Annotated in this window: 21 protein-coding genes; 16 read left to right on the top strand and 5 right to left on the bottom strand. The window is 54.9% G+C overall.

What is annotated here, in order from left to right:
• The first annotated feature begins 75 nt into the window (after positions 1–75).
• Both AYK82_RS06900 and AYK82_RS06895 read left to right on the top strand, forming a co-directional pair.
• Positions 76–828, top strand: coding sequence for an FCD domain-containing protein (locus tag AYK82_RS06900; protein WP_068313198.1), 753 nt, complete (start codon positions 76–78; stop codon positions 826–828).
• Positions 829–897: 69 nt separating this feature from the next.
• A complete protein-coding gene (locus tag AYK82_RS06895) occupies positions 898–2,421 on the top strand; it encodes a CYTH and CHAD domain-containing protein (RefSeq protein ID WP_068313195.1) in 1,524 nt (507 codons plus the stop codon).
• Positions 2,422–2,427: 6 nt separating this feature from the next.
• On the opposite strand, the gene AYK82_RS06890 is transcribed toward AYK82_RS06895, so the two are convergent.
• Positions 2,428–3,117, bottom strand: a complete 690-nt coding sequence (locus AYK82_RS06890; RefSeq protein WP_244265722.1) for a MarC family protein — start codon at positions 3,115–3,117, stop codon at positions 2,428–2,430.
• Between the two features lie 28 nt (positions 3,118–3,145).
• Positions 3,146–3,895, bottom strand: coding sequence for a phosphonate metabolism transcriptional regulator PhnF (phnF, locus tag AYK82_RS06885; protein WP_208976422.1), 750 nt, complete (start codon positions 3,893–3,895; stop codon positions 3,146–3,148).
• A gap of 132 nt (positions 3,896–4,027) precedes the next feature.
• On the opposite strand from phnF, the gene phnG reads away from it, so the two are divergent.
• Genes phnG through phnN form a run of 10 tightly spaced genes read left to right on the top strand, consistent with a single transcriptional unit; the run spans position 4,028 to position 11,922 of the window.
• Positions 4,028–4,513 (top strand): phosphonate C-P lyase system protein PhnG, encoded by a 486-nt coding sequence (phnG, locus tag AYK82_RS06880; protein WP_068313189.1) that lies wholly within the window; start codon positions 4,028–4,030, stop codon positions 4,511–4,513.
• Positions 4,513–5,145: a phosphonate C-P lyase system protein PhnH gene (phnH, locus tag AYK82_RS06875; RefSeq protein ID WP_068313186.1), complete on the top strand. Its 633-nt coding sequence runs from the start codon at positions 4,513–4,515 to the stop codon at positions 5,143–5,145. The genes phnG and phnH overlap by 1 nt, the downstream gene beginning before the upstream one ends.
• 3 nt (positions 5,146–5,148) lie before the next feature.
• Positions 5,149–6,273: a carbon-phosphorus lyase complex subunit gene (locus tag AYK82_RS06870; protein ID WP_068313183.1), complete on the top strand. Its 1,125-nt coding sequence runs from the start codon at positions 5,149–5,151 to the stop codon at positions 6,271–6,273.
• Positions 6,270–7,211 carry an alpha-D-ribose 1-methylphosphonate 5-phosphate C-P-lyase PhnJ gene (locus tag AYK82_RS06865; RefSeq protein ID WP_068313180.1) on the top strand — a complete coding sequence of 314 codons (942 nt, stop codon included), beginning with the start codon at positions 6,270–6,272 and terminating at the stop codon, positions 7,209–7,211. The genes AYK82_RS06870 and AYK82_RS06865 overlap by 4 nt, the downstream gene beginning before the upstream one ends.
• Entirely contained in the window at positions 7,208–8,005 is a 798-nt protein-coding gene (gene phnK / locus AYK82_RS06860) for a phosphonate C-P lyase system protein PhnK (RefSeq protein ID WP_068313177.1), read from the top strand. Before AYK82_RS06865 ends, phnK begins: the two co-directional genes overlap by 4 nt.
• A gap of 14 nt (positions 8,006–8,019) precedes the next feature.
• A complete protein-coding gene (phnL, locus tag AYK82_RS06855; RefSeq protein ID WP_068313173.1) occupies positions 8,020–8,724 on the top strand; it encodes a phosphonate C-P lyase system protein PhnL in 705 nt (234 codons plus the stop codon).
• A 10-nt stretch (positions 8,725–8,734) separates the two neighbouring features.
• On the top strand, positions 8,735–9,397 hold the full coding sequence (locus tag AYK82_RS06850; protein WP_068313170.1) for a DapH/DapD/GlmU-related protein: 663 nt from the start codon (positions 8,735–8,737) through the stop codon (positions 9,395–9,397).
• A gap of 22 nt (positions 9,398–9,419) precedes the next feature.
• A complete protein-coding gene (locus AYK82_RS06845) occupies positions 9,420–10,118 on the top strand; it encodes a DUF1045 domain-containing protein (RefSeq protein WP_068313145.1) in 699 nt (232 codons plus the stop codon).
• A gap of 11 nt (positions 10,119–10,129) precedes the next feature.
• Entirely contained in the window at positions 10,130–11,311 is a 1,182-nt protein-coding gene (locus AYK82_RS06840) for an alpha-D-ribose 1-methylphosphonate 5-triphosphate diphosphatase (protein WP_068313580.1), read from the top strand.
• A gap of 11 nt (positions 11,312–11,322) precedes the next feature.
• Complete coding sequence (gene phnN, locus AYK82_RS06835; RefSeq protein WP_208976421.1) at positions 11,323–11,922, top strand: phosphonate metabolism protein/1,5-bisphosphokinase (PRPP-forming) PhnN; 600 nt, start codon at positions 11,323–11,325, stop codon at positions 11,920–11,922.
• Here phnN and AYK82_RS06830 read toward each other — a convergent pair.
• Complete coding sequence (locus tag AYK82_RS06830; RefSeq protein WP_172795202.1) at positions 11,919–12,608, bottom strand: TetR/AcrR family transcriptional regulator; 690 nt, start codon at positions 12,606–12,608, stop codon at positions 11,919–11,921. The two genes, phnN and AYK82_RS06830, sit on opposite strands and share 4 nt — an antisense overlap.
• Positions 12,609–12,757: 149 nt before the next feature.
• On the opposite strand from AYK82_RS06830, the gene AYK82_RS06825 reads away from it, so the two are divergent.
• Positions 12,758–13,222 (top strand): (2Fe-2S)-binding protein, encoded by a 465-nt coding sequence (locus AYK82_RS06825; RefSeq protein ID WP_068313139.1) that lies wholly within the window; start codon positions 12,758–12,760, stop codon positions 13,220–13,222.
• A 2-nt stretch (positions 13,223–13,224) separates the two neighbouring features.
• The gene (locus tag AYK82_RS06820) at positions 13,225–15,507 is read left to right on the top strand and encodes a xanthine dehydrogenase family protein molybdopterin-binding subunit (protein ID WP_068313136.1); all 2,283 of its coding nucleotides are present in this window, start codon (positions 13,225–13,227) and stop codon (positions 15,505–15,507) included.
• 37 nt (positions 15,508–15,544) lie between these two features.
• Here the strand turns inward: AYK82_RS06820 and AYK82_RS06815 are convergent, their stop codons facing one another.
• The gene (locus tag AYK82_RS06815; RefSeq protein ID WP_172795201.1) at positions 15,545–18,583 is read right to left on the bottom strand and encodes an AsmA family protein; all 3,039 of its coding nucleotides are present in this window, start codon (positions 18,581–18,583) and stop codon (positions 15,545–15,547) included.
• 206 nt (positions 18,584–18,789) lie between these two features.
• Between AYK82_RS06815 and AYK82_RS06810 the strand changes: the two genes are divergently transcribed.
• On the top strand, positions 18,790–19,266 hold the full coding sequence (locus AYK82_RS06810; protein WP_208976420.1) for a tellurite resistance TerB family protein: 477 nt from the start codon (positions 18,790–18,792) through the stop codon (positions 19,264–19,266).
• Positions 19,267–19,328: 62 nt separating this feature from the next.
• Here AYK82_RS06810 and AYK82_RS06805 read toward each other — a convergent pair whose 3' ends face one another.
• Complete coding sequence (locus tag AYK82_RS06805; protein WP_068313128.1) at positions 19,329–20,315, bottom strand: aldo/keto reductase; 987 nt, start codon at positions 20,313–20,315, stop codon at positions 19,329–19,331.
• A 96-nt stretch (positions 20,316–20,411) separates the two neighbouring features.
• Here AYK82_RS06805 and AYK82_RS06800 point away from each other — a divergent pair, with 96 nt between their 5' ends.
• Entirely contained in the window at positions 20,412–21,299 is an 888-nt protein-coding gene (locus tag AYK82_RS06800) for a LysR family transcriptional regulator (RefSeq protein WP_068313125.1), read from the top strand.
• Positions 21,300–21,313: the final 14 nt, after the last annotated feature.

Below are 21,313 nucleotides of genomic sequence, written 5' to 3'. Positions count from 1 at the left end.
GGTTGCGGCACCATACTAGCTTGCATTACAAGCGAGCAATCCTTTCGTGGCAAGACAAAAACATAGGAGAAACAGGTGCCCGCAACAACCCCGCGCCGCCGTTATCAAGACATTGCGGTGATCTTACGCCAGCAAATTACCGTGGGAACTTATGATGTTGGCGCACGCATGGCACCTGAGCGAGTTATCGCACAAGAGCTAGAAGTCAGCCGTTCATTGGTGCGCGAAGCAATGATTATGCTGGAAATCGAAGGGTTAATCGAAGTGCGCCAAGGCTCGGGCAGCTATGTCAAAGCACGTCCCGGCCCACGTGAGAACGCCATAGAAAAACCCGAATACGAAGACATCGGCCCCTTTGAGTTACTGCAGGCAAGACAACTTCTGGAAAGCAACGTCGCCGCCTTCGCAGCCACCACCATCACTAAGGCTGATATCATACGCCTGCGTGAAGCGCTCGCGGAAGAGCGCCGCAACCTTGAAGCCCACAATGACAGCTACAGCGGCGATGAAACCTTCCACTTACTCATTGCCAAATCTACTCAGAACACAGTGCTGGCTGAAACGGTAGAGCATGTTTGGCAACGGCGGAACTCTTCGCAAATGTGGCTCAAGCTGCACGAACGCATATCCAGCAGCAACTACCGCTCTGCTTGGCTGACAGATCACGAAAACATTCTAAATGCCTTGCAGCGCCGAGACCCGGCTGCCGCCAAAGCTGCCATGTGGCAACATCTGGAAAATGTGCGCAACACCCTGCTCGAATTATCAGATCCGCAAGATCCTCGTTTTGACGCCTACTTGTTTGATCAGGATACTGTGCTTGCTTAATAAAAGTTGTTTCGATTCGGCTGGATGGTTAAGGCAAACCAGCCTTTGAACACGCGTAGCGGAGGCAAGATGCAAGAGCTGGAACTCAAGTTCGCCCTAACTCACGATCAACTCTCTGCGCTTGCCCGTTTGCCAGCTCCCTCTGGCTTTACAATCTTGCGCGAAGACGAAAAGCAACTACGCTCTATCTATTTTGACACGCCTAATCAAGACTTGCGCCACCAGCACATGACACTTCGCACCCGAAAAAAGGGAGCGCAGTTCATCCAAACTGTAAAAGCAGGGGGCGGGGTCAGTGCTGGCATCTCCAGCACTATTGAGGTTGAATGCGAAGTGAACTCGCATACGCCCCAGCTAGACCTTATCGCCGATTCTAAGCTGCGCAAGGCTATCGAAGCAACAGCACAAAACGCCCCTATTTCCGAACTGTTTGAAACCAGAATTAACCGCAGGGCCAAACTCTTCGGTGATCAACAGGGCAACGAGATAGAGGCGGCGTTTGATGATGGCGCAGCCCATTGCGGCAAGACGAACCACCCTATTATCGAGCTAGAGCTTGAGTTAATTAATGGCGAACCAGCCGCTCTGTTTCGCCTTGCAGAGGGGTTACTCGGCTCCGAGTCCTTTGCCTTTTCCCAGCAGAACAAAGCCGCAATCGGATATGCTCTTGCCAACAATGCGCGCATGCCAAAAGGCCCAAAACCGCGAATGGCCCAGCGTCTCGATCTTTCGCCAGACACGCCCGCCAACAAAGCGGTCGCCGCGTTGCTGCGAGACTGTCTGGAACAAATCACGATTAACCGCCTCGTGGTATTGAACGCTGACACACCCAAAGGTCCTCACCAATTCCGCATCGGCCTGCGGCGTTTACGTAGCCTGCTCGGCCTCTGCCGCAATACAATTGGCACGCAAGAGGAACTCAATTCGAGTGCACGAGAGTTTGCCAGCATCGCTGGTGAGTTGCGGGATCTGGATGTTCTACTCGCCGACATAATCAAACCAGCCAAAGGCTTTTTACCGCCAGAACTATGCGCAATACCGCTTTCTGCTGCTATTAGCGGGGCACGCGAACTCACCCGCACCGAAGTTCGTGCATCTTTGCAAACACCGCAGATAAACCGATTGATCCTCCAGCTATCAAAACTCGCTTTCATGCTTGATAGCGGTCCACCAACAAAAAAAACGATCAAATCGATTGCTACAAAGGCGCTTGCAAAACAATGGCGCCGGGTAACACTTCAGGCGGAAAACCTCAGCGAACTAACAATTGAACAACGCCATGACCTGCGCAAGGCCTTGAAAAAACTGCGCTATGCCTGCGAGTTCTTCGCCGCACTTTATCCACCAGAGACCACTGCTAGCTTCATTGCACAAATGAAGAAGCTGCAGGACGTGTTCGGTTACCTGAATGATGTGGCCATGTCAGAGCAGCTTGTAGCCATGAAACTGCCGGAAAACAAACGCTCCAACGAGGTGTCCCTTGTCATCGGCTTTATGGCAGGCTGGCACAAGTCGCGCTGTGAAACCGCGTGGAAACAGGCAAAACACCAATGGCAGGCGTTGCGTGACACTCCTCGCTTCTGGGAGGCGTAGCAACCTTTAGCTAGCAAGCCCCGGCAGCAGTGCCCGCAGCCCTGCGACAAGCATATCCACTGCAATGGCCAGCAGCGCCATCCCCATCAGCCTTGTCATGATTGCTCGCAGACTGTTGCTAAGAACCTTGCCAATATCAGCTGCAAAGAAAAACACAGTAAACACCAGCAGCAAAATCGCCCCAATCACGGCTAAAACTTCTAGCTGGCCAACCCAGCTGTTCGCCCCGCCGCCATATATTATCAATGTTGCCAATGTACCCGGGCCGACAATGATCGGGAAGGTCAACGGAAAGAAGGCCAACTGCTTCAATCCTTCAAGGTTCTGCTGTTCATGCTTGCTGCCTTGATGCGAGGCCACGCTCTCCCCATTCAGCATTGACCATGCAATGTGCCCAAGCACAAGCGCACCAGCCACACGAAAATCATCAATTGTGATCCCTAGGAAGCTGATAATCGCCGACCCGCCAAGTAGCACAACTACAATGGAAATCGCCGAATAAACAAAAACTTTTCCCGCGAGCACCCGTTGCTCACTTACCGAATACCCGCTCGTCAGCGAAAGGAACAACGGTAAGTTAACAAAAGGATTCATGATTGCGAAAAACGAACCTGTAACCTTGATCAGCTCTGCCTTATCCATCTCTTCGCCTCTGGTGAGTTCAGCCTCCAACACAACTAAAGGCTGCAAAGACAAATGTCAGCCCCTTCACATCAAGTGGTAATTAGCTGGAAAGCGTAATATGCATTCGCTGAGCGGCCACATAGCTGAGTCCCGCCTGCACCGGCTTGCCATTCAGATCAACGTTAATGCTCTCCATCACCAATACAGCAGCGCCCTCGGCTATCTGTAATCGCTCCGCCAGCAGCGGCGTTGCAGTTACCGCACGCACAATTGTGTCTTTGCGCCGATAATCGTCAATGCCATGCTCTGCAAGCAGCCGAGTTACAGAGGCATGCTTGGGAAAGCATGTCCGCAACCGCGGCACATCCTCTTGTAAAAACCAAAGCGAGCTGAAGATAAGTGGCACCCCATCCCCATAGCTCAGCGTATCGACCTTGAACAAAGGCATCCCACGCTGACAATCGAACATCTGCGCCAAGTTCTTGTCTGCTATCACATCCTCTATGCCCAGAATGTCTCCCGTCGCCTCCACATCCTGTGCATTTAGGTTTTCAGTAAAACGTGTGCGACTGCCAATAGGATAAACAAGCGGCTTGCGAGCCAAAAATGTGCCACGCCCTTGGTCAGCCCGCAAAAAACCCTCGTCAACAAGTGAAGAAATTGCGCGGCGGACGGTATGTCGGTTTACCCCAAAGCTCTCCGCTAACACAGACTCAGTTGGCAATTTGGTGCCTTCACCATACCCGCCATCACAAAGCGTTACACGCAGCGCCTCGGCAATCTGGCGCCACATGGCAACACCCGTCCTGCGCTCCAACCGATCAAATGTAAGTTCTGCGTTCTTCGTCATTTGCCTGTCATGAAACATTACTAGACCATTTGCGAGCAATTAATTTGTATAGATAAGTAGACAACCAACTAACGATTGTCTAGCGTCTACGAAAAACGAAGGTCGCACGACGACCAGAAAATTGAGGCACAGATGACATCAAGCCAAGGCACTTCGCCACGTGGCGCCCCATCGACCGGCGAACCCTCTGCCCGCCGCACCGCAATGGCAACGCTCGCAAATGCCACCATTGCGGATCTAGAGGCAAGGCTGGCGGCACACCCACTCCCTCAAGAGCACACCATCATTCGCCAGCCCGAAATTGGCCTTGTCATGGTGCGCGGCCGCGCCGGCGGCACTGGCGCCCCTTTCAACCTTTGCGAAGCCACCGTCACCCGCTGCGTCGTAGCCTTGCCAGATGGTACAACCGGCTTTGGCCAATGCCTTGGCCGAGATAAACACAAGGCTCTTTTATGCGCGGCGCTTGATGCCTACTGGCAACAGGAACCGCTGCAAGAAGCAATAGAAAGCGAGATTCTCGCGCCACTCCGCAACATTGAAACAAAACGCAAAGAACAAACCAAAGCAGAAGTCGCCGCGACCAAGGTTGATTTCTTTACCATGGTGCGAGGTGAGTAATGGCAAGCGCAAACCTTGAATTTTCGCTGGCAAAAGCTCCAGCCCCCGGGCTTCAAAACCCCGTGCACGAGGCACAAGGCATATTCCGGGCATTGATGAACGCCCTCGCCCGTCCCGGTAAATTGCAAGACCTGCCAGAGCTTGATCTGAACCCGCCTGCCCCTCTTGGCAAATCCACCGCCGCCATTGCCTTGTGTCTTTGCGACTATGACACCCCCATTTGGCTGGATAAGGAATTGGCTGCTGCCAAAGACGTCACCACCTACTTGCGCTTCCATACGGGCGCTTCATTCACAAACAACCCGATGGACGCCGCCTTCGCGTTTGTTTCCAAACCGGAAAACATGCCCCCCCTTTCAGCATTTGCAAAGGGCACCAGCGAATACCCCGACCGCTCAACAACCATCGTGCTTAGTGTGAGCAGCCTCAGCCATGGCCAAACAGTCAAGCTGTCCGGTCCGGGCATCAAGAAAGAGCAAGGCTTCGCAGCCACGCCGCTCCCCCCGCAGTTCTGGCGGGAAATGCAAACCAATAACGAGCTGTACCCACTCGGAGTTGACGTGTTGCTGGCAGCCGAAGGCACCGTTGCCGGCCTGCCCCGCTCCACCAAAATTACCTTTCAGGAGAGCTAACACATGTACGTCGCAGTAAAGGGCGGGGAAAAAGCGATCCGCAACGCCCACACACTCCTCGCCCGGGATCGCCGCGGCGATACCAGCCTGCCAGCCCTAACACTGGCACAAATGACCCAGCAGCTCTACCTGTCCATTTCCCGCGTTATGGCAGAAGGTTCGCTCTATGATGCTGATCTCGCCGCTTTGGCAATAAAGCAAGCCCGCGGGGATTTGATCGAAGCCATCTTCCTGCTGCGGGCCTACCGCACCACGCTGCCTCGCTTTGGCTACTCGCAGCCCATCGACACGGCAACAATGCTCATTCGTCGCCGCATCTCCGCAACCTATAAGGATTTACCAGGCGGCCAGTTGCTTGGCCCAACTTTTGACTACACCCAGCGCCTCTTGGATTTCACCCTTGCAGCCAATGGCGAAGAAGCTCCGGCCACGCCGCAAACACAAGCATTTGAAGCACAAGAGCGTGTCCCGCGTGTAACCGAGCTGCTGGATGATGAAGGCCTGATGGAACCGGATGCGGAACTCCCCGAAGATCACGAGGTAGGCGATCTCACCCGCGAGCCGCTGGAGTTTCCAGCAGGACGTGACCTGCGCTTGCAAAATCTGGCGCGCGGTGATGAAGGATTCCTGCTTGCACTTGGCTATTCAACCCAGCGCGGCTATGGCCGCACCCACCCCTTTGCCGGAGAAATCCGCTTGGGCGAAGTTGAAGTCAGCCTGTTTGTCGAAGAGCTTGGCTTTGATGTGCCGCTTGGTGAAATGACTGTAACCGAGTGTCAGATGATCAACCAGTTCGCAGGCAGCGCCAAAGCCCCGCCGCAATTCACCCGCGGCTACGGGCTCGTACCCGGCCAAGGCGAACGCAAGGTCATGGCCATGTCGCTGGTAGATCGCTCCTTGCGCTGGCAAGAATTGGGAGAAGAAGCCACATCCCCGGCACAGGACGAAGAGTTCGTCATGTCCCACTCAGACAATGTCCAAGGCACCGGCTTCGTTGAGCACCTGAAGCTACCGCACTATGTCGATTTTCAGGCGGAGCTCGATCTTATTCGCCGCTTGCGGGCGGAATGGTTTGAAAAGAACCAGAAAACCACCGGCGAAACCGCCGATTTGGAGGCTGCACAATGAGCACCCCGGCCACATCCTTCACCGATCACTACAACTTTGCCTATCTGGATGAACAGACCAAGCGCATGATCCGCCGCGCTATCCTTAAGGGCATCGCCATTCCCGGCTATCAGGTGCCGTTCGCCGCGCGAGAAATGCCCATGCCTTATGGCTGGGGCACCGGCGGTGTGCAGGTGACCGCCGCAGTTATTGGCCACTCCGATACTTTGAAGATGATCGATCAAGGCTCCGATGACACCACCAATGCAGTGGCCCTGCGCAACTTCTTTGTGCAAACCACCGGCGTTAACACAACCACCCACACCAAAGGTGCCAGCCTAATCCAAACCCGCCACCGCATCCCGGAAGAGCCGCTGAGCGAAGATCAGGTGCTTGTCTATCAGGTACCCATTCCCGAGCCGCTGCGCTTTCTGGAACCACGCGAAACTGAAACCAGAAAAATGCACGCGCTGGAAGAATATGGCCTTATGCATGTGAAGCTCTATGAAGACATTGCCCGTTTTGGCCACATCGCCACCACCTACGCCTATCCGGTGCTTGTTAACGAGCGCTATGTGATGGACCCCTCGCCGATCCCCAAGTTTGACAACCCCAAAATGCACCGCATGGAAGCGCTCCAGCTTTTCGGCGCAGGTCGCGAAAAGCGTATCTACGCTATCCCGCCCCACACAGATGTCGTCAGTCTGGATTTTGAGGATCACCCCTTCACCCCGCAAGAATTCGATCAACCCTGCGCCATCTGCGGTGCTGAGCACGTCTATCTGGATGAGGTGATTCTCGATGATCAAGGCAGCCGCATGTTTGTTTGCTCTGATAGCGATTATTGCGAAGAGCGCCGCACAGAAGGCCACACGGGCCATTTAGGCACCAACCCGCTAGACGCGCCAAGCAATGGCACAGCAAAAGACAATGCCTCAAGCAAGGAGGCATGCAAATGACCTTTCAAGACAACACCCCTGAGCAGCCGCTCCTCCTGCGCGCCTCGAAAACCACCAAATTCTACGGCGACCGCATCGGCTGCCAAGATGTCAGCTTTGAAGTTTACCCAGGCGAAGTCCTTGCCATTGTAGGTGAAAGCGGCTCGGGCAAATCAACGCTGCTGAACTGCCTCTCCACCCGTTTGGCGCCAACAACTGGCGCTGTTGAATATCGCGGACGCGATGGCATCCTGCGTGACCTCTATCAGATGAGCGAGGCACAGCGCCGGGTTCTCATGCGTACAGACTGGGGCTATGTGCACCAGCACCCATCCGATGGCTTGCGCATGACAGTCTCAGCTGGTGCCAATGTGGGCGAGCGCCTGATGGCGGTTGGAGAACGGCACTACGGCAACATCCGCAGCAATGCCAGCGATTGGCTGGAACGTGTCGAAATCGCAACCGATCGCATTGATGACGACCCGCGCGCTTTCTCTGGCGGTATGCGCCAGCGCCTGCAAATTGCACGTAATCTGGTGACTGCCCCGCGCCTTGTTTTTATGGACGAGCCAACAGGCGGCCTCGATGTTTCGGTACAAGCCCGCCTGCTGGATCTGCTGCGCTCGCTTGTTTCGGATCTCGGTTTGGCTGTCATCATCGTCACCCACGATCTTGCTGTGGCCCGGCTGCTGTCGCACCGCACGCTGGTTATGCGCCACGGCCGCGTTATTGAGCACGGCTTGACCGATCAGGTACTGGATGACCCGCAAGAAAGCTATACCCAACTGCTTGTTTCCTCCATTTTGCAGCCCTAGCCAAAGAGACCAACATGCAAACCAAAATCTGTGTTGCCGATCTTGGCAAAACTTTCACCATGCACCTGCGTGCGGGCATTCAGATACCAGTTATCGCAAATGTCAGTTTTTCTGTTGCGGCAGGCGAATGCGTTATTCTCGGCGGCCCCTCAGGCTCTGGCAAAAGCTCGATCATCAAGATGATCTACGGCAACTATCGCTGCCAAAGCGGACAAATCCTCATTACCGATGGAGATGAAATCGTAAACGTTGCCGCGGCCTCGCCGCGCCGCATCATCCGCCTGCGAGAAAACACAATTGGCTATGTTTCGCAGTTCCTGCGGGCCATTCCGCGTGTTTCTGCGCTGAATTTGGTGGCAGAACCGCTGCTAGCGCAAGGCAGCAGCGAAGCGGAAGCCAAAGACAAGGCCGCCAATCTGCTCACCCGCCTGAACGTGCCAGAGCACCTCTGGCAGTTACCCCCCGCCACCTTCTCTGGAGGCGAGCAACAGCGTGTTAACATTGCCCGCGGCTTCATCGCTCACTATCCGGTTCTGTTGCTAGATGAGCCCACTGCCTCGCTTGATGCAAAGAACAGCGCAGTCGTGGTTGAATTGGTGGAAGAGAAAAAAGCCCAAGGCGTCGCCATGCTTGGTATTTTGCACGATCACGACACACGGGACCTCATTGCGGACCGCATCATTGATGTGACACAGTTTGCCGCCGAAAAGGTCGCGTAGAGGGCATACAATGAACACACCAACACCACCCAAGATCGAAAAAACTGTAATTGCACCAGACGTCAAGCTGCGTGAGGTCTCCGTTGGCACCTGCTGCGAACTGCTTGGCCCCAGTGCAGCAGAATATAGCACCATTGGCGACTATTCGTATTTCGGCAGCGGCTGTTTGCTGCATGATGCCACCGTCGGCAAATTCACCGCGATTGCCGCAAATGTGCGCATCTGCCCACCAGATCATCCTAAGGAGCGGGCCAGTCAGCATCGTTTTACCTATACGCCAGAATACTATGACGCTGACAAAGAGCGTAATCACGCCTTCTTCTCTCGCCGCCGCGCCGCGCGCGTCACTATTGGCAATGATGTCTGGATTGGCCATGGGGTCACCGTGCTCGCCGGTGTAGCCGTCGGTGATGGGGCTATTCTCGCTGCGGGCGCCGTCGTCCGTAAGGATGTCGCACCCTATACCATTGTCGGCGGCGTTCCTGCCAAGCTGCTGCGCCGTCGCTTTGACGAAACGGCTAGTGCTCGCTTGCAAAAACTACGTTGGTGGGACTGGCCACCACAGCTTATTTTTGCCAATCTGCGCCACTTCCAATCCTCTGACATCCACAGGGCTCTGGATCAACTGGAAAAGGTGGCGAACTGTCATCTTGCAGACACCCAAACCGGCTAGGCACGCGGCCAAAGGATAGGACATGCGCTACGCAATCTACTACTCTCCAGATCAGGGCGAACAACTCGAGCAGCTTGGGTCGTCGTGGCTGGGCCGCAGCCCATTCACCATGCAAGATGCACCGCAACCAGAGGTGAGCGGCCTTGCACCTTTGCGCCAATGGGAGTTAACCTCAGAGCCACGCCGCTATGGTTTTCACGGCACGCTTAAGCCCCCATTCGAACTGGCTAAGGGCAAAAGCCTCGATAACTTGCATAACGCGCTTACTTCCTTTGCCAACACGACAAAACCTTTTGATCTTAAAGGCTTGCATGTAAGCCGCCTCTCGCATTTCCTTGCGCTAACTCCGATAGAGCCAAGTGAGCAACTTAATGCGCTTGCCAGCGCATGTGTGCGTGAATTCGATCACCTTCGCGCACCCTTGAGCGAATTCGATATTGCCCGCCGCCGCCGAGCAAATCTCGATACTAAGCAGGATGCCTATATGCTGCAATGGGGCTATCCATACATCTTTGAGTATTTCCGCTTTCATTTGACGCTGTCTGGCAAACTTGAAAACACCTTGCAAACGGAACAGCTGTTTGACGCCGCACAGGCGCATTTCAAACCAATAACACACCGCCCTTTCACCATAAAAACTTTGGGCCTAGCCTGCGAAGAGCAACGCGGCAGCCCCTTTAAAATGCTGGCCACCTACCAACTTCAGGGACACATCGCATGACAACCGAATTGATGAGCAAAGACGCCCTAACCCCAGCCAGCGGCAGCCATTCTGCCAGCCATGAAATCACCTTCACCAACGCTCGCATTGTGCTGCCGGATAGCATCATTGATGGCTCTTTAAATGCCGTTGACGGCACCATCACCAGTATTGATGAGGGCAACAGCTACAAGGGTTTGGACTGCGAGGGAGATTACCTCATTCCCGGTCTGGTAGAGCTGCATACCGACCACATGGAAAACCACTATCACCCACGCCCCAAAGTCTACTGGAACGCGGTCTCTGCCGTGCAAGCCCACGACGCTCAAATTGCCTGCGCAGGCATAACCACAGTGTTTGATGCCCTGCGCATTGGCATGGAAGACGGTGGCGATATCTCCGCCCAAGACATGCGCATCATGGCCGATGCCATTGAAACCGCGCAAGCCGAAGACCGCCTGCGCGCTGACCACTTCATCCATCTGCGCTGCGAAGTGTCTGCCCCAAATTGCATTGAAGGTTTTGATCTGTTTGAAGGTGATCCGCGGGTACGCCTCGCCTCACTAATGGATCATACGCCCGGTCAGCGCCAATTCACCTCTCTGGACGCGCTGATAACCTACTACAAAAACAAAAAGAACTTCTCAGATGAGCAAATGCAGGAGTATATCGAAACCTCCACTGCACGCTCCAAGATCTATTCAAAGCCAAACCGCAAGGCAATTTCTGAACGCGCGACCAAAGCCGGAATGCTGCTGGCAAGCCATGATGATGCCACTTTGGCGCACGTGGAAGAGGCCATTGCACAGAAAGTCGCTGTCGCCGAATTTCCAACCACCATGGAAGCCGCACAAGCCTCGCATGAGGCTGGCATGGCTGTGTTGATGGGTGGACCAAATGTGGTGCGCGGCTTCTCCCACTCAGGCAACGTCGCAGCGCGCGAGCTGGCCGAAGCTGGCGTTCTGGACGTAATCTCCTCCGATTACATCCCGGTCTCCATGCTGCAAGCAGCCTTTACACTGGATAGAGACATCGAAAGCATCTCCTTGCCCCACGCGATTCGCATGGTCAGCAAAAACCCGGCAGAGGCCGTTGGCCTGACAGATCGCGGCGCGCTGGAGCTTGGTCGTCGGGCGGATCTTGTGCAGGTGCGGATGGTTGGCGATGTACCTATCGTGCGCGGTGTCTGGCGTCAGGGGCGGCGCGTTGCTTAAGGGGAAGTCAGATGCCTGATACTCTGTCTCTGGTTAGCCAAACCAGCAACACTAACAAAATCGGTCCCGGCACCCTGGTGCTGGTGGTCGGCCCGAGTGGCGCTGGCAAAGACACTGTGATTGACGGCCTGAAACAACAGGTCGCCGGAGATCCTCGTTTCCAATTTGCCCGGCGTATTATCACCCGAGATGCCGACGCCAGCAGCGAAGATCATGATACGCTTTGCCATGATCGCATGCAGGCGCTCATTGCAAGCGGCCGCGCGCCGCTTCATTGGCACGCCCATGGCCTAACCTACGCCCTGCCGGAAGACACCACACAGCACATCAAAAACGGTGGCGTTTGTATCGCCAACGGTTCACGCAAGGCGATTTCTAGTGCGCAAGAGCGCTTTGCGCATGTTGTTATCGTGCATATCACCGCACCTCTACTAGTGCTTGCCCAGCGCCTTGCACAGCGGGGCCGTGAAAGCCAATCTGATATAGAACAGCGCCTACAGCGTGCAGACCTGTCGCTTCCAGCCTGCGATCATCTAATCGAAATCAACAACATAGATAGCCCGGAAGTCGCCGTTCGGAAACTACAGTCCGAGCTCTTGCTTTACCTTTAAGTGCCACTCCCGCACCGACGACTAACCGCAGTGCGGGCCGGTTCTGCCGCTTTGACATATCCATGCAACAAGGCTCTGGTGGCAGTGCGCAGCACGGGTGCGAAGTCGAGCCGCATCAACTCAAACTCGGGCATAGCCAATACTTTGGCCACATCCTCGTTAAAGTTCGCCACAGGCCACATGCCTGCGATCATACAAAAGTGCGCTTGCAAAAAAGCAGAAGCGCGCTCCGCTGGCAACTGAGGTACAACTTCCAGCAGCGTCTGTGCAGTCGCCATAAATAGCTCGAGAATCTCGCGCTTTACTGCAACGCAGGCTTCAACCGAAATATTGGTTTCCAAGGTCGGTGCCAGCTCGCTTATGAGCGTGCAAACCCGTGGATTGCGCGCATAGCACTCACTTAGCGTATCGGCGACCGCATCGATCGACATTGGTGCAACGCAGTCCCGCCGAAACTCATCATTCTGCTTTGCAAGGTCACTAATCAGTACATTTAGCAGTACGTGCTCACGGCTCTCGAAGTAGCGGTACACGTTCGACTTGACGACCCCAGCTCTGAACGCAATTCCTTTCAGCGTGACACCTTTGCAGCCATGCGCGTCCAATTCCGCCGCTGCAGCGCTCAGGATATCTGCCTGTCTCTCGGCTTTTGCCTCTTGAGATCGCGCTCGGACAAAATTTTTCATTTTTGTTTCTGCACTCATATCAAAGTTCTAAGCGTAATTCCCAAACTGGTCAATAAGTGAACAAAGGTTCCTTATTGACAAAACTGTCGCGCCACCTATTTAATGAACTCAGGTCACTTAATTGCCAAATAGTCACAAAGGCCACGACAATGCACCTCACAGTTAACGGCAAGTCACACCAGCTAGACGCCGATCCGCAAATGCCGTTGCTTTGGGCTCTGCGCGATGTATTAAACGTAAAAGGCCCAAAATACGGCTGTGGCGTCGCTGCTTGTGGCGCTTGCACGGTGCTGATTGATGGCGAGCCCATGCGCTCGTGCTCGGTGCCGCTTGAAGATGTCCAAGGCGAAATCATCACCGTTGAAGGACTGGCAGATACAGACGGCACTCTATCGCAAGTCCAAGAGGCGTGGATGGATCTGCAAGTCCCACAATGCGGCTATTGCCAGTCCGGTCAAATACTAGCGGCAACTGCATTGCTTAAAGAAAATCCTAGCCCATCCTCTGAGGATATCGACGATGCCATGAGCAACATTTGTCGTTGCGGCACCTACCCGCAAATCCGCAATGCAATTGAAACAATTGCTGCACACAACCAAAAGCAGGAGGGTTAGGCATGTCCAAAACTGGAAAAATCACCCGCCGCACCCTTCTCGGCGCCGCCGTATTGACAACAGGTGCTGTCGCTTTTGGCGTTTATGCATACCGCAAACCGCACGAAAATCCACTTGCAGCAAGTGATGGGGATAAGCAGCGCAGCTTCACACCCTACATCCTTGTGGATGCCGAAAACACGATAACAATCATTGCCCCTCGCGCAGAAATGGGCCAAGGCATTCACACAACCCTAGCCGCGCTGGTTGCCGAAGAGCTAAATATCCCCCTCGCTCAGGCGAAGGTAATTCACGGACCGGAAGGTGCTGCCTATTACAACCGCACGATGATGGAAGATGGTGCACCCTTTGCTTTTTTCGATAAAGGGCTGTTGCCTGAGCTCGCAAGGGATACATTTGGTGTCGCAGCCAAATTTCTCGGCATTCAAGGCACGGGAGGTTCAACATCTACCATCGATGCCTATGACAAGATGCGACGCGCTGGCGCCGCCGCCCGTATAGCTTTTGTCGCAGCAGCAGCCCAAAAATGGCAGGTCGGTCCCGAAACTTTACAATGCCAGAACGCGCAGGTCAGCAATCCCAAAACCGGTAAGACCCTGCGCTTTGCTGATCTATTGCAAGACGCCGCCGCAGTCGAGCTTCCCGAAAGCCCGAGGCTTAAATCCCCCGAAGAGTGGACCCAACTGGGCAAACCACAACAGCGCAAAGATTTGCGTGAGAAGGTAACCGGCGCGCCGATCTACGGTATCGATATCGACCTACCAGACATGCTCTATGGCACTGTCGTCCTCGCCCCCCATCTGGGCGGTGAGCTCGTCTCAGCCGATAAAGCAGCCGCTCTGGCCGTCAAGGGTGTTAAAAAAGTTGTCGCGATCAAAAGTAGTTTCGGCCATGGCTTCGGCATCATTGCTGACAACACATGGGCCGCTTTTCAAGGGGCAGAAGCGCTCGCGCCCGAGTGGCAGCCAACGTCCGCCGCCGCGGATACACTAGCGCTACGCAACGCACACTCAGATGCGCTGAAAACAGACGCAACGTTCTCTATGGGCAATGAAGGCGATGCGGCAGCTGTGCTTGCCAGCATCCCATCTGGTGAGCTCGTCTCCGCTGATTACGAGGTTCCTTATCAGGCTCACTTCGCCATGGAACCGATGAACGCAACCGCACAACTAATTGGCACCAAACTCACACTCTGGACAGGTACCCAATCGCCCACCCTCGCCAAATACGCCTGCGCAGGCGCACTCGGGATCGAGAACGACGATATCACCGTCCACACCACTTTGATGGGCGGCGGCTTTGGCCGCAGAATTGACAATGACCCGGCGCTCTACGCCGCCCTGCTTGCCGTGCACACCGACGGGCGACCAATCAAGGTCACATGGACACGGGAAGAAGACAGTGCTCACGACTATTACCGGCCTATGGCACGCGCCCGCTATCAAGCGCACTTATCGCAAAGCGGAAAAATCCACGCGATTTCAGCAGATATCGCCAGCCAATCCGTCATCGGCTCTTTTATGGCGCGAAACTTCCCCTCACTGGCCTCAGGCGGGCCAGAACGAGTGGTTCTCGATGGCTCCTTTGATCAACCGCTATCAGCTGAAAACAAAGCCTTCAACGCACACATTGTACCAACCACGGTGCCTGCTGGCTTCTGGCGCTCGGTTGGCTACTCCTTCAATGCGTTTTTCCAGCAAAGCTTCATAGATGAGCTGGCCCATGCAGCTGGAAAAGACCCCCTTGCGTTCCGCCTCGCTCACCTAACCGCTCCAGAGCATGCACCCGCTGTCCACCTGCTTAAAAAGCTGCAAGAGATAAGCGCTTGGGACAAACCGCGCCCCGCTGGCACTGGTCTGGGTGTCGCGCTAACAGCCTCGTTTGGCAGCTGGGTTGCACAAACTATCGAAGTGACCCACGAAGACGGCGAAATCAAACTCCAAAACATCTGGTGCGTTGCAGATCTTGGCATCGTTCTGGATCCGCGCATGGTCCGGCAGCAGCTCTCATCCGCTATCATCTTTGGCCTTGGCCAAGCGATGGAGCAAGACCTGACCTTCTCCGACGGGCAAATCAACGAAACAAACTTTGACAGTTTTACGCCGCCGCAACTCTACCAAGTGCCGCCTATTCATATCGAGCTTTTGGCCAACAGCCCCACCATGGGCGGCGCTGGGGAACCGGGCGTTCCACCGGTTGCCCCTGCATTGGCCAACGCGATCTATGCTGCAACCGGGGACCGGCACCGGTCACTACCACTTGGGCGGCATGTGGCCTTCTCTTAACAGATGCCCGCAGCCAAGAGGCTGCGGGGGCTTTGCACTAATCGGTTAGGAAACCTGGCGAGATGCCAAACCCATCCTCGATGGCCTGCAAAGTTGCGGTATCATCCGCGCTGCCATCTACCACCGCATCAACATTAACCGTTGTTCCGCCACGCTCGCCTTTACGCGCAGGCGCCTTGGGACGCGGTGCTTGTGAAACACTTTCCGTTTTTGGCGCGACACCTTGCCTCTTTTCTCTGCCTTTTTCAGGCAACAAAGCCAAGGGGGTGCCAATCACCTGCTCTGGTTTTGCGACAGGTGGCACTGGCTGAGAACCTAACGGCGTTGCTATCTGTTTCGTCTCCGCAGCTTTCGGCTTGGCGGCAGGCAGGCGCGGCCCTCCCTCCACCACATGCCCATCAATCGCCACTGGCATGACTTCTTCGGCAGGAGCAACAGTCTCTTCAAGAGTGGTTAGTTTCCGTTCTGAACGCCGCGCGGCAGCCTTTGAAGCCAGCTGCGCTGCCAACTCGCGCGCGGCAGCGCCTGCCACACCACTTGCAGCCCCTTCCGAAGAAGCACCTCCGCCATCAACAACAGTATCTAGTGAAAACAACGGCTGCGCCCAAGAGCCCGAGACAGTTATCTCCCGCGCAGCAACAGCAAGCCCCGCTGTGCCATGGATACCTTCCTGCACTTCTTCTTGATCAAAACGACTTGGTTGCAGCCTACCTGAAACTTGCCGCGTCTTCAGATCAAGCCTCCCTTGCCCTTCAATCAAGCTTCGCGAGGTTTGCAATGTCAGCGCCTGTAGCTCTGCCACCCCCTCGCCGAAACCGATATCTGCTCCTAAACTAACAAACTGGGTCGCACCGTCCCCAGAACTCGGCCAACGGCGTTTTTGACGCGCTTGCAAACTCTCAAAAAAACCGTCCCAGTCAGCGCCCTTCAACTCTCCCTGCCCGACCTGCAGGCTAAGACTTCCTTTTGCATTTTTTAAAAAGCTGTCAAGGTCGGCTCCAGACGCGGTCATCTTTACAAGCCCATAAACAGAACCCCGCACACCACCAATTGGGGCATAAAGGCTCTGCAACATCTGGGCCGGAATATTGGCTATTTGGCCTTCCAGCTGGTACTCTGGCTCGGTCCGGCTGACATCCACCAGCCCTACTCCCTCCACAAGGCCACCTGCAACACCGTGCACTTGAGCATCGGAGAGTTGCAGCTCAAGGCGCCCCCATTTATTGACAATACTGCCCCGCCCGCTATCGAGTGGAAGTCCGGCCAGCTCAAATGAGCGTATGGCAACGTCCAGATCAACATCAGCCCCCCGCAATTGCGGCAGGTCAAGCGGACGGTCGCGTAGCTTGCGCTGCGGCCCGGCTTGAAACCACGGCATAATGTCCGCTGTGCTACCTCCGTGCAAAGACACGCGCCCACGCACATCATAGGGCGCCGCCAAACCTGTACTGGCCGTACCGCGCATGTCCAATGCACCAAGTTGCAGTGTGGCACTACGCAACTTCACACTATCCTTGGCAAAACCCAGGACCCCGGAAAACGCAAGGTCTTGTCCAGAAGGCACTCCACCATCCGGCAAGCGATAATAGCGCAAGAACGAAAGCAGCTCGGGGGTTGATACCTCCACCAGTGCCTCACCAGCGCCTCCCGAGGTCAATGCCAAAGCAGTCTGATAGGGCGCCTTTACGTTCGCATGAAACAGCTCGCCGGTTACACCAGCCTCTAGTGTTCCCGCGTCATCCAAACGTCCGCGCATGCGCACAGGCTCACTCAGCCAACGCCCCGTGCCCTGAAAAGACAGCAACTCACCGATTCCTGAAAAACTGAATTCCAGATCCAGATCATCTAATTGCTTCACGTCCTGTGCGCTGCCAACTCCTTCCAGATCATCGCGAGCGGCAGTGCCAAGCCGCAGTCGGCCATTCTCTAAACGAGCGGAACCGTCCAGTTGCAAGTTCTTTGCCAACTGTACTGGCCCTTGGCCAATACTCAGCGCACTGAGCTCTGTCTGCAAAACACCGGCGTCAACGGCTGGTCCACCAAAGAGCGCCAGCACATCAGCAGCGGGCAAACCATGGCCGCTCGCATTTAACCGCAACTCACTACCATCTTCCATGTAGGTAAGCGCAAGATCCAGGGCGACAGCACCCTGTGGCAACTCCAGCAACAATCCTTGCGAAACCATGCGATCAGCCAAAAAACGCAGTTGCCCGTCAATTTTCGCCGCAGGTCGCTCAGCATGGCCCGCGAGGCCAAAGCTGCGCATAAGCGCCCCGAAGCGCGGCAACATGCCAGAAACACGTAACGACCCAAGCGGCACCTGACCAAACGCTAGTTGGCCAGCAAGCTCAAGCGAATTACCTTTTGGGCCTGAAAATTTGATTTGCAGAGCACCGCTCTTTCCAGAAACCAGCGAACGCCCGGAACCGACACGCCCCTCCAATGCAAATGCCTCAGCACCATAAAGCATAGCACCGGCAAACCGATAGGCTTCGTCCTCACCATCTCGCGTAACGTTGAAATCAACCTCGTCCAAGCGGAAGGCCCACTCAGTCTGTTTGTTTTCATAAACAAGTGCCGCCTGCTTGATCGCCACATCACCAAGACCAAGGCTTTGAAACAGCGTAGTCAAAGCACTGCCCTGCTGCGCATCACGTGTCTCTGGTGCTCTGGTATCTGTCTGCCAATTCGTCCGCCCGTCAGCGCCAACCTCTAAGAAAATAGTTGGTTCGTGCAGCTCGATCGCAGCAACTTGCGGATTGCCGCCAAACAATGCCCCCCAACCGAGATTGAGCTCCATGGACTGCGCTTGCAGGAACTCAATCGCTCCAGTTTCTTTAGCGATCCCTACATTCTCGACAAGCACATGCGGTTGTGGCCAAAGGCCGCTGCGCGTCTTGCCATCAAGGCGCAAGCGCAATCCCGTTGCCTCGTAAAAAACCCCCGCTAACGCCTGCTTTGTCACACTTGGCGACAACATTTGTCCGGCGGCATACTGCACCGCGCCCAACAGAATAACCGCAAGCACTACACCGGCAACAAGACCCCGCCCCTGCTTCAATAAGCCCAAAATCACAACCAACCCTCGCGCACTATCCGCGACCTAAACTCGCAGCGCCAACTCTGACGCAAACCATAGCGAAAAATCCGGTAAATTTATGTTTAAATCAGCTGCTGCTTGTCTAACATATTTTTGCTCGAAATACGCAGACCAAAAACGGCTCGCGATGACCAACAAATTTTGACCAAACCTTCGTGATCTCCTAAGCTTAAGCAAGATCAATGAAAGAACGAGCTCCCATGCTGGACACCCTGAAACGCCTAATTAACGACTTGAGCGGCTCACCTAAGCCTGAATTTCTAGAGGGGGATAGCCGCCTTGCCGCCGCTGCTCTCATGTTTCATATGAGCGCAGTTGATGGCAATGTTGAGCCAGAAGAAATGGCCAAGCTGGAAGAATTGCTTTCGCAGCATTATGGCCTCGCTGGTGATGAAACCAAGAAACTGGTTAGCACTGCAAAAGAAAAAGACGCCGAAGCGGTAGACCTTTATGGCTTCACATCGGTGCTAAAAAACAAGCTTAGCGAAGAAGAACGCATCGAACTCATTGAGATGCTATGGCAGATTGTCTATGTAGATGGAGCCGTGCACGAGTTTGAAGACAACACCATTTGGCGCATTGCAGAATTGCTAGGGGTTTCAACGAAAGACCGCATGGCGATGAAGCGTAAGGTGGCTGCAAAACACCAAAGCCAATAAAAAAACCGCGACAATACACTTTTCTTAAGAGCAAAGTCGCGGACCGGAGTAGTCCTGAAATTCTACGCTTCCGCCATTTCTTCGCGGCTTAGCAACTGCTCAATCTCGAGCATCACATGTGCAGGCAGTGGTCCTTTCTCCATTGCTGCGGCATTTTCAAGAACCTGTGCTGGCTTACTCGCACCGGGAATCGGGAGCGTCTTGGGATGACGAGCGAGCAGCCAACACAAGGCCCCTTGCGCAAGGCTGCGGCCATCCACCTGCAATAACTCTCGAATGGCCGCGAGGCGACGTGCTGTTTCCGCCTCAATTTCTCCTTGTTTAAAATAGCGCACCCATTCAAAACCGCTGGTGCGCACAGAAGCGCCTTCAATCTTCTGCCCCGGCGCAAAGCGCCCGGTCAACGCCCCCATCGCCAAAGGCAAGCGGGATAACGACACAAGATCATGCTGCTCGCACAAATCCAGCATGTCCGGCCGATCGCAAAGCACGTTATGATCATGCTCAAAAGCGGCAAAATGCGGCAAAATGCAACTTGCTTTTGCTCTGTCAATAAAATCAGTCGACCAACCGACAGAGCGCACTTTACCAGCCTCAACTAGGGGCAACATCGCCTCAAGCATAGGCAACGCATTCTCAATTTCCATATCGTTCACGTGCAACAACAGCAAATCGATCCGCTCTCGCTGCAAGCGGCGCAAACTACCCTCTACGGCCTGCTTCACATAAGCGGGATCATATGCAAATCCTGTCATTTGCCGGGTTTCCGCCTCAAACGTATAACCAAGCTTTGATACCACGAATGCCTCGGGCCGGTTTTTAAGGGCTTTTCCAAGGAAGGTTTCGGATCGTCCGGCTCCATACACGTCGGCGGTGTCGAATACTCTGACGCCCGCATCCAGTGCAGCATCAATTGTGGCAAAAACGGTAGCATCATCAATATCCTCTCCGCCATAGCTACAAGAAGCGTCCCCAGCGAGTTGCTTCCCGCCAATCGCCCAGCACCCCATGCCAATTCGGGGCACCGACACACCAGCCAGCTTCAACATTTTCTATCCTTCCGTTTTCTTTTCACTATAGAAACGCTATTCTAGAAAACATCCGTATGATACGGCCACAAACGCAACTATCTTTTCAGTTTTGCAATGAAACCTATTTGGCAAGATCTAGATCTTTTTCTCGCAGTCGCCCGAACAGGTGGGCTAAGCACCGCAGCCACGCAAACCGGCCTGAGCCCAGCAACACTCGGGCGGCGCATGCTCAAACTCGAGCGACAAACCAACCGCCAGCTATTTCGAAGACACGCTAGGGGATACACCCTGACACAAGACGGAAAAGAGCTGCTGACACTAGCTGAAGCCGCCGAGCGCGAGCTATCCGCCATCTCCCGTTGGCAAGAGGGCGCAGAGCAAAAGCCGACATTGCGCCTCTCGGCCGGGTCGTGGACATGCCGTTTTCTAACAGTAAACTATTCCAAGCTTTGGCAGGCTGACGACCCGTTCAACCTCTGTGTTATTGAGGCCAATCACAAGCAGGATCTTGGCCGAAGAGAAGTTGAAATCGGCATTCGCAATGCCAGACCGGAACAAGACTGGCTTGCCGGAAAGCAGCTCACCCGCGTTTGCTTCGCAGCTTACTGCGCCCCACACTTGCTAACGAACTCAGATGGCGAGGACCTGCCTTGGTTATCGCCATTGGAAAAAGACACGCCCTCGGTGAAATGGCTGCAAGAATCGGCCAGCACTCCGCTGCTTCACTGCGCGAGCAATCGCGGCGACCTTCTAACGCTCGCCATCGCTGGCCATGGCCGCATTCTCCTACCCTGCTTTATTGGCGACACCCAGCCCTTGCTTGTGCGCGCATCTGGCGTCATTGACGCCCTTAGCCAAGAGCAGTGGCTGGTCACCCATCACGAAGACCGGTTCCAAAGCGCCCAACGCACGATGATCAAGCGGATCTCCAATTTGCTCCTATCCAACCGGCCTCTCTTTGCTGGCCTTAATGGGGAACAGCATCGCCCGATGACCTCCTAACCTTAAAGGCCAAT

Source organism: Polycladidibacter hongkongensis, from assembly GCF_001561995.1.
Classification (GTDB): Bacteria; Pseudomonadota; Alphaproteobacteria; order Rhizobiales; family Stappiaceae; genus Pseudovibrio; species Pseudovibrio hongkongensis.
This window is presented reverse-complemented; position numbering and strand designations above follow the sequence as displayed.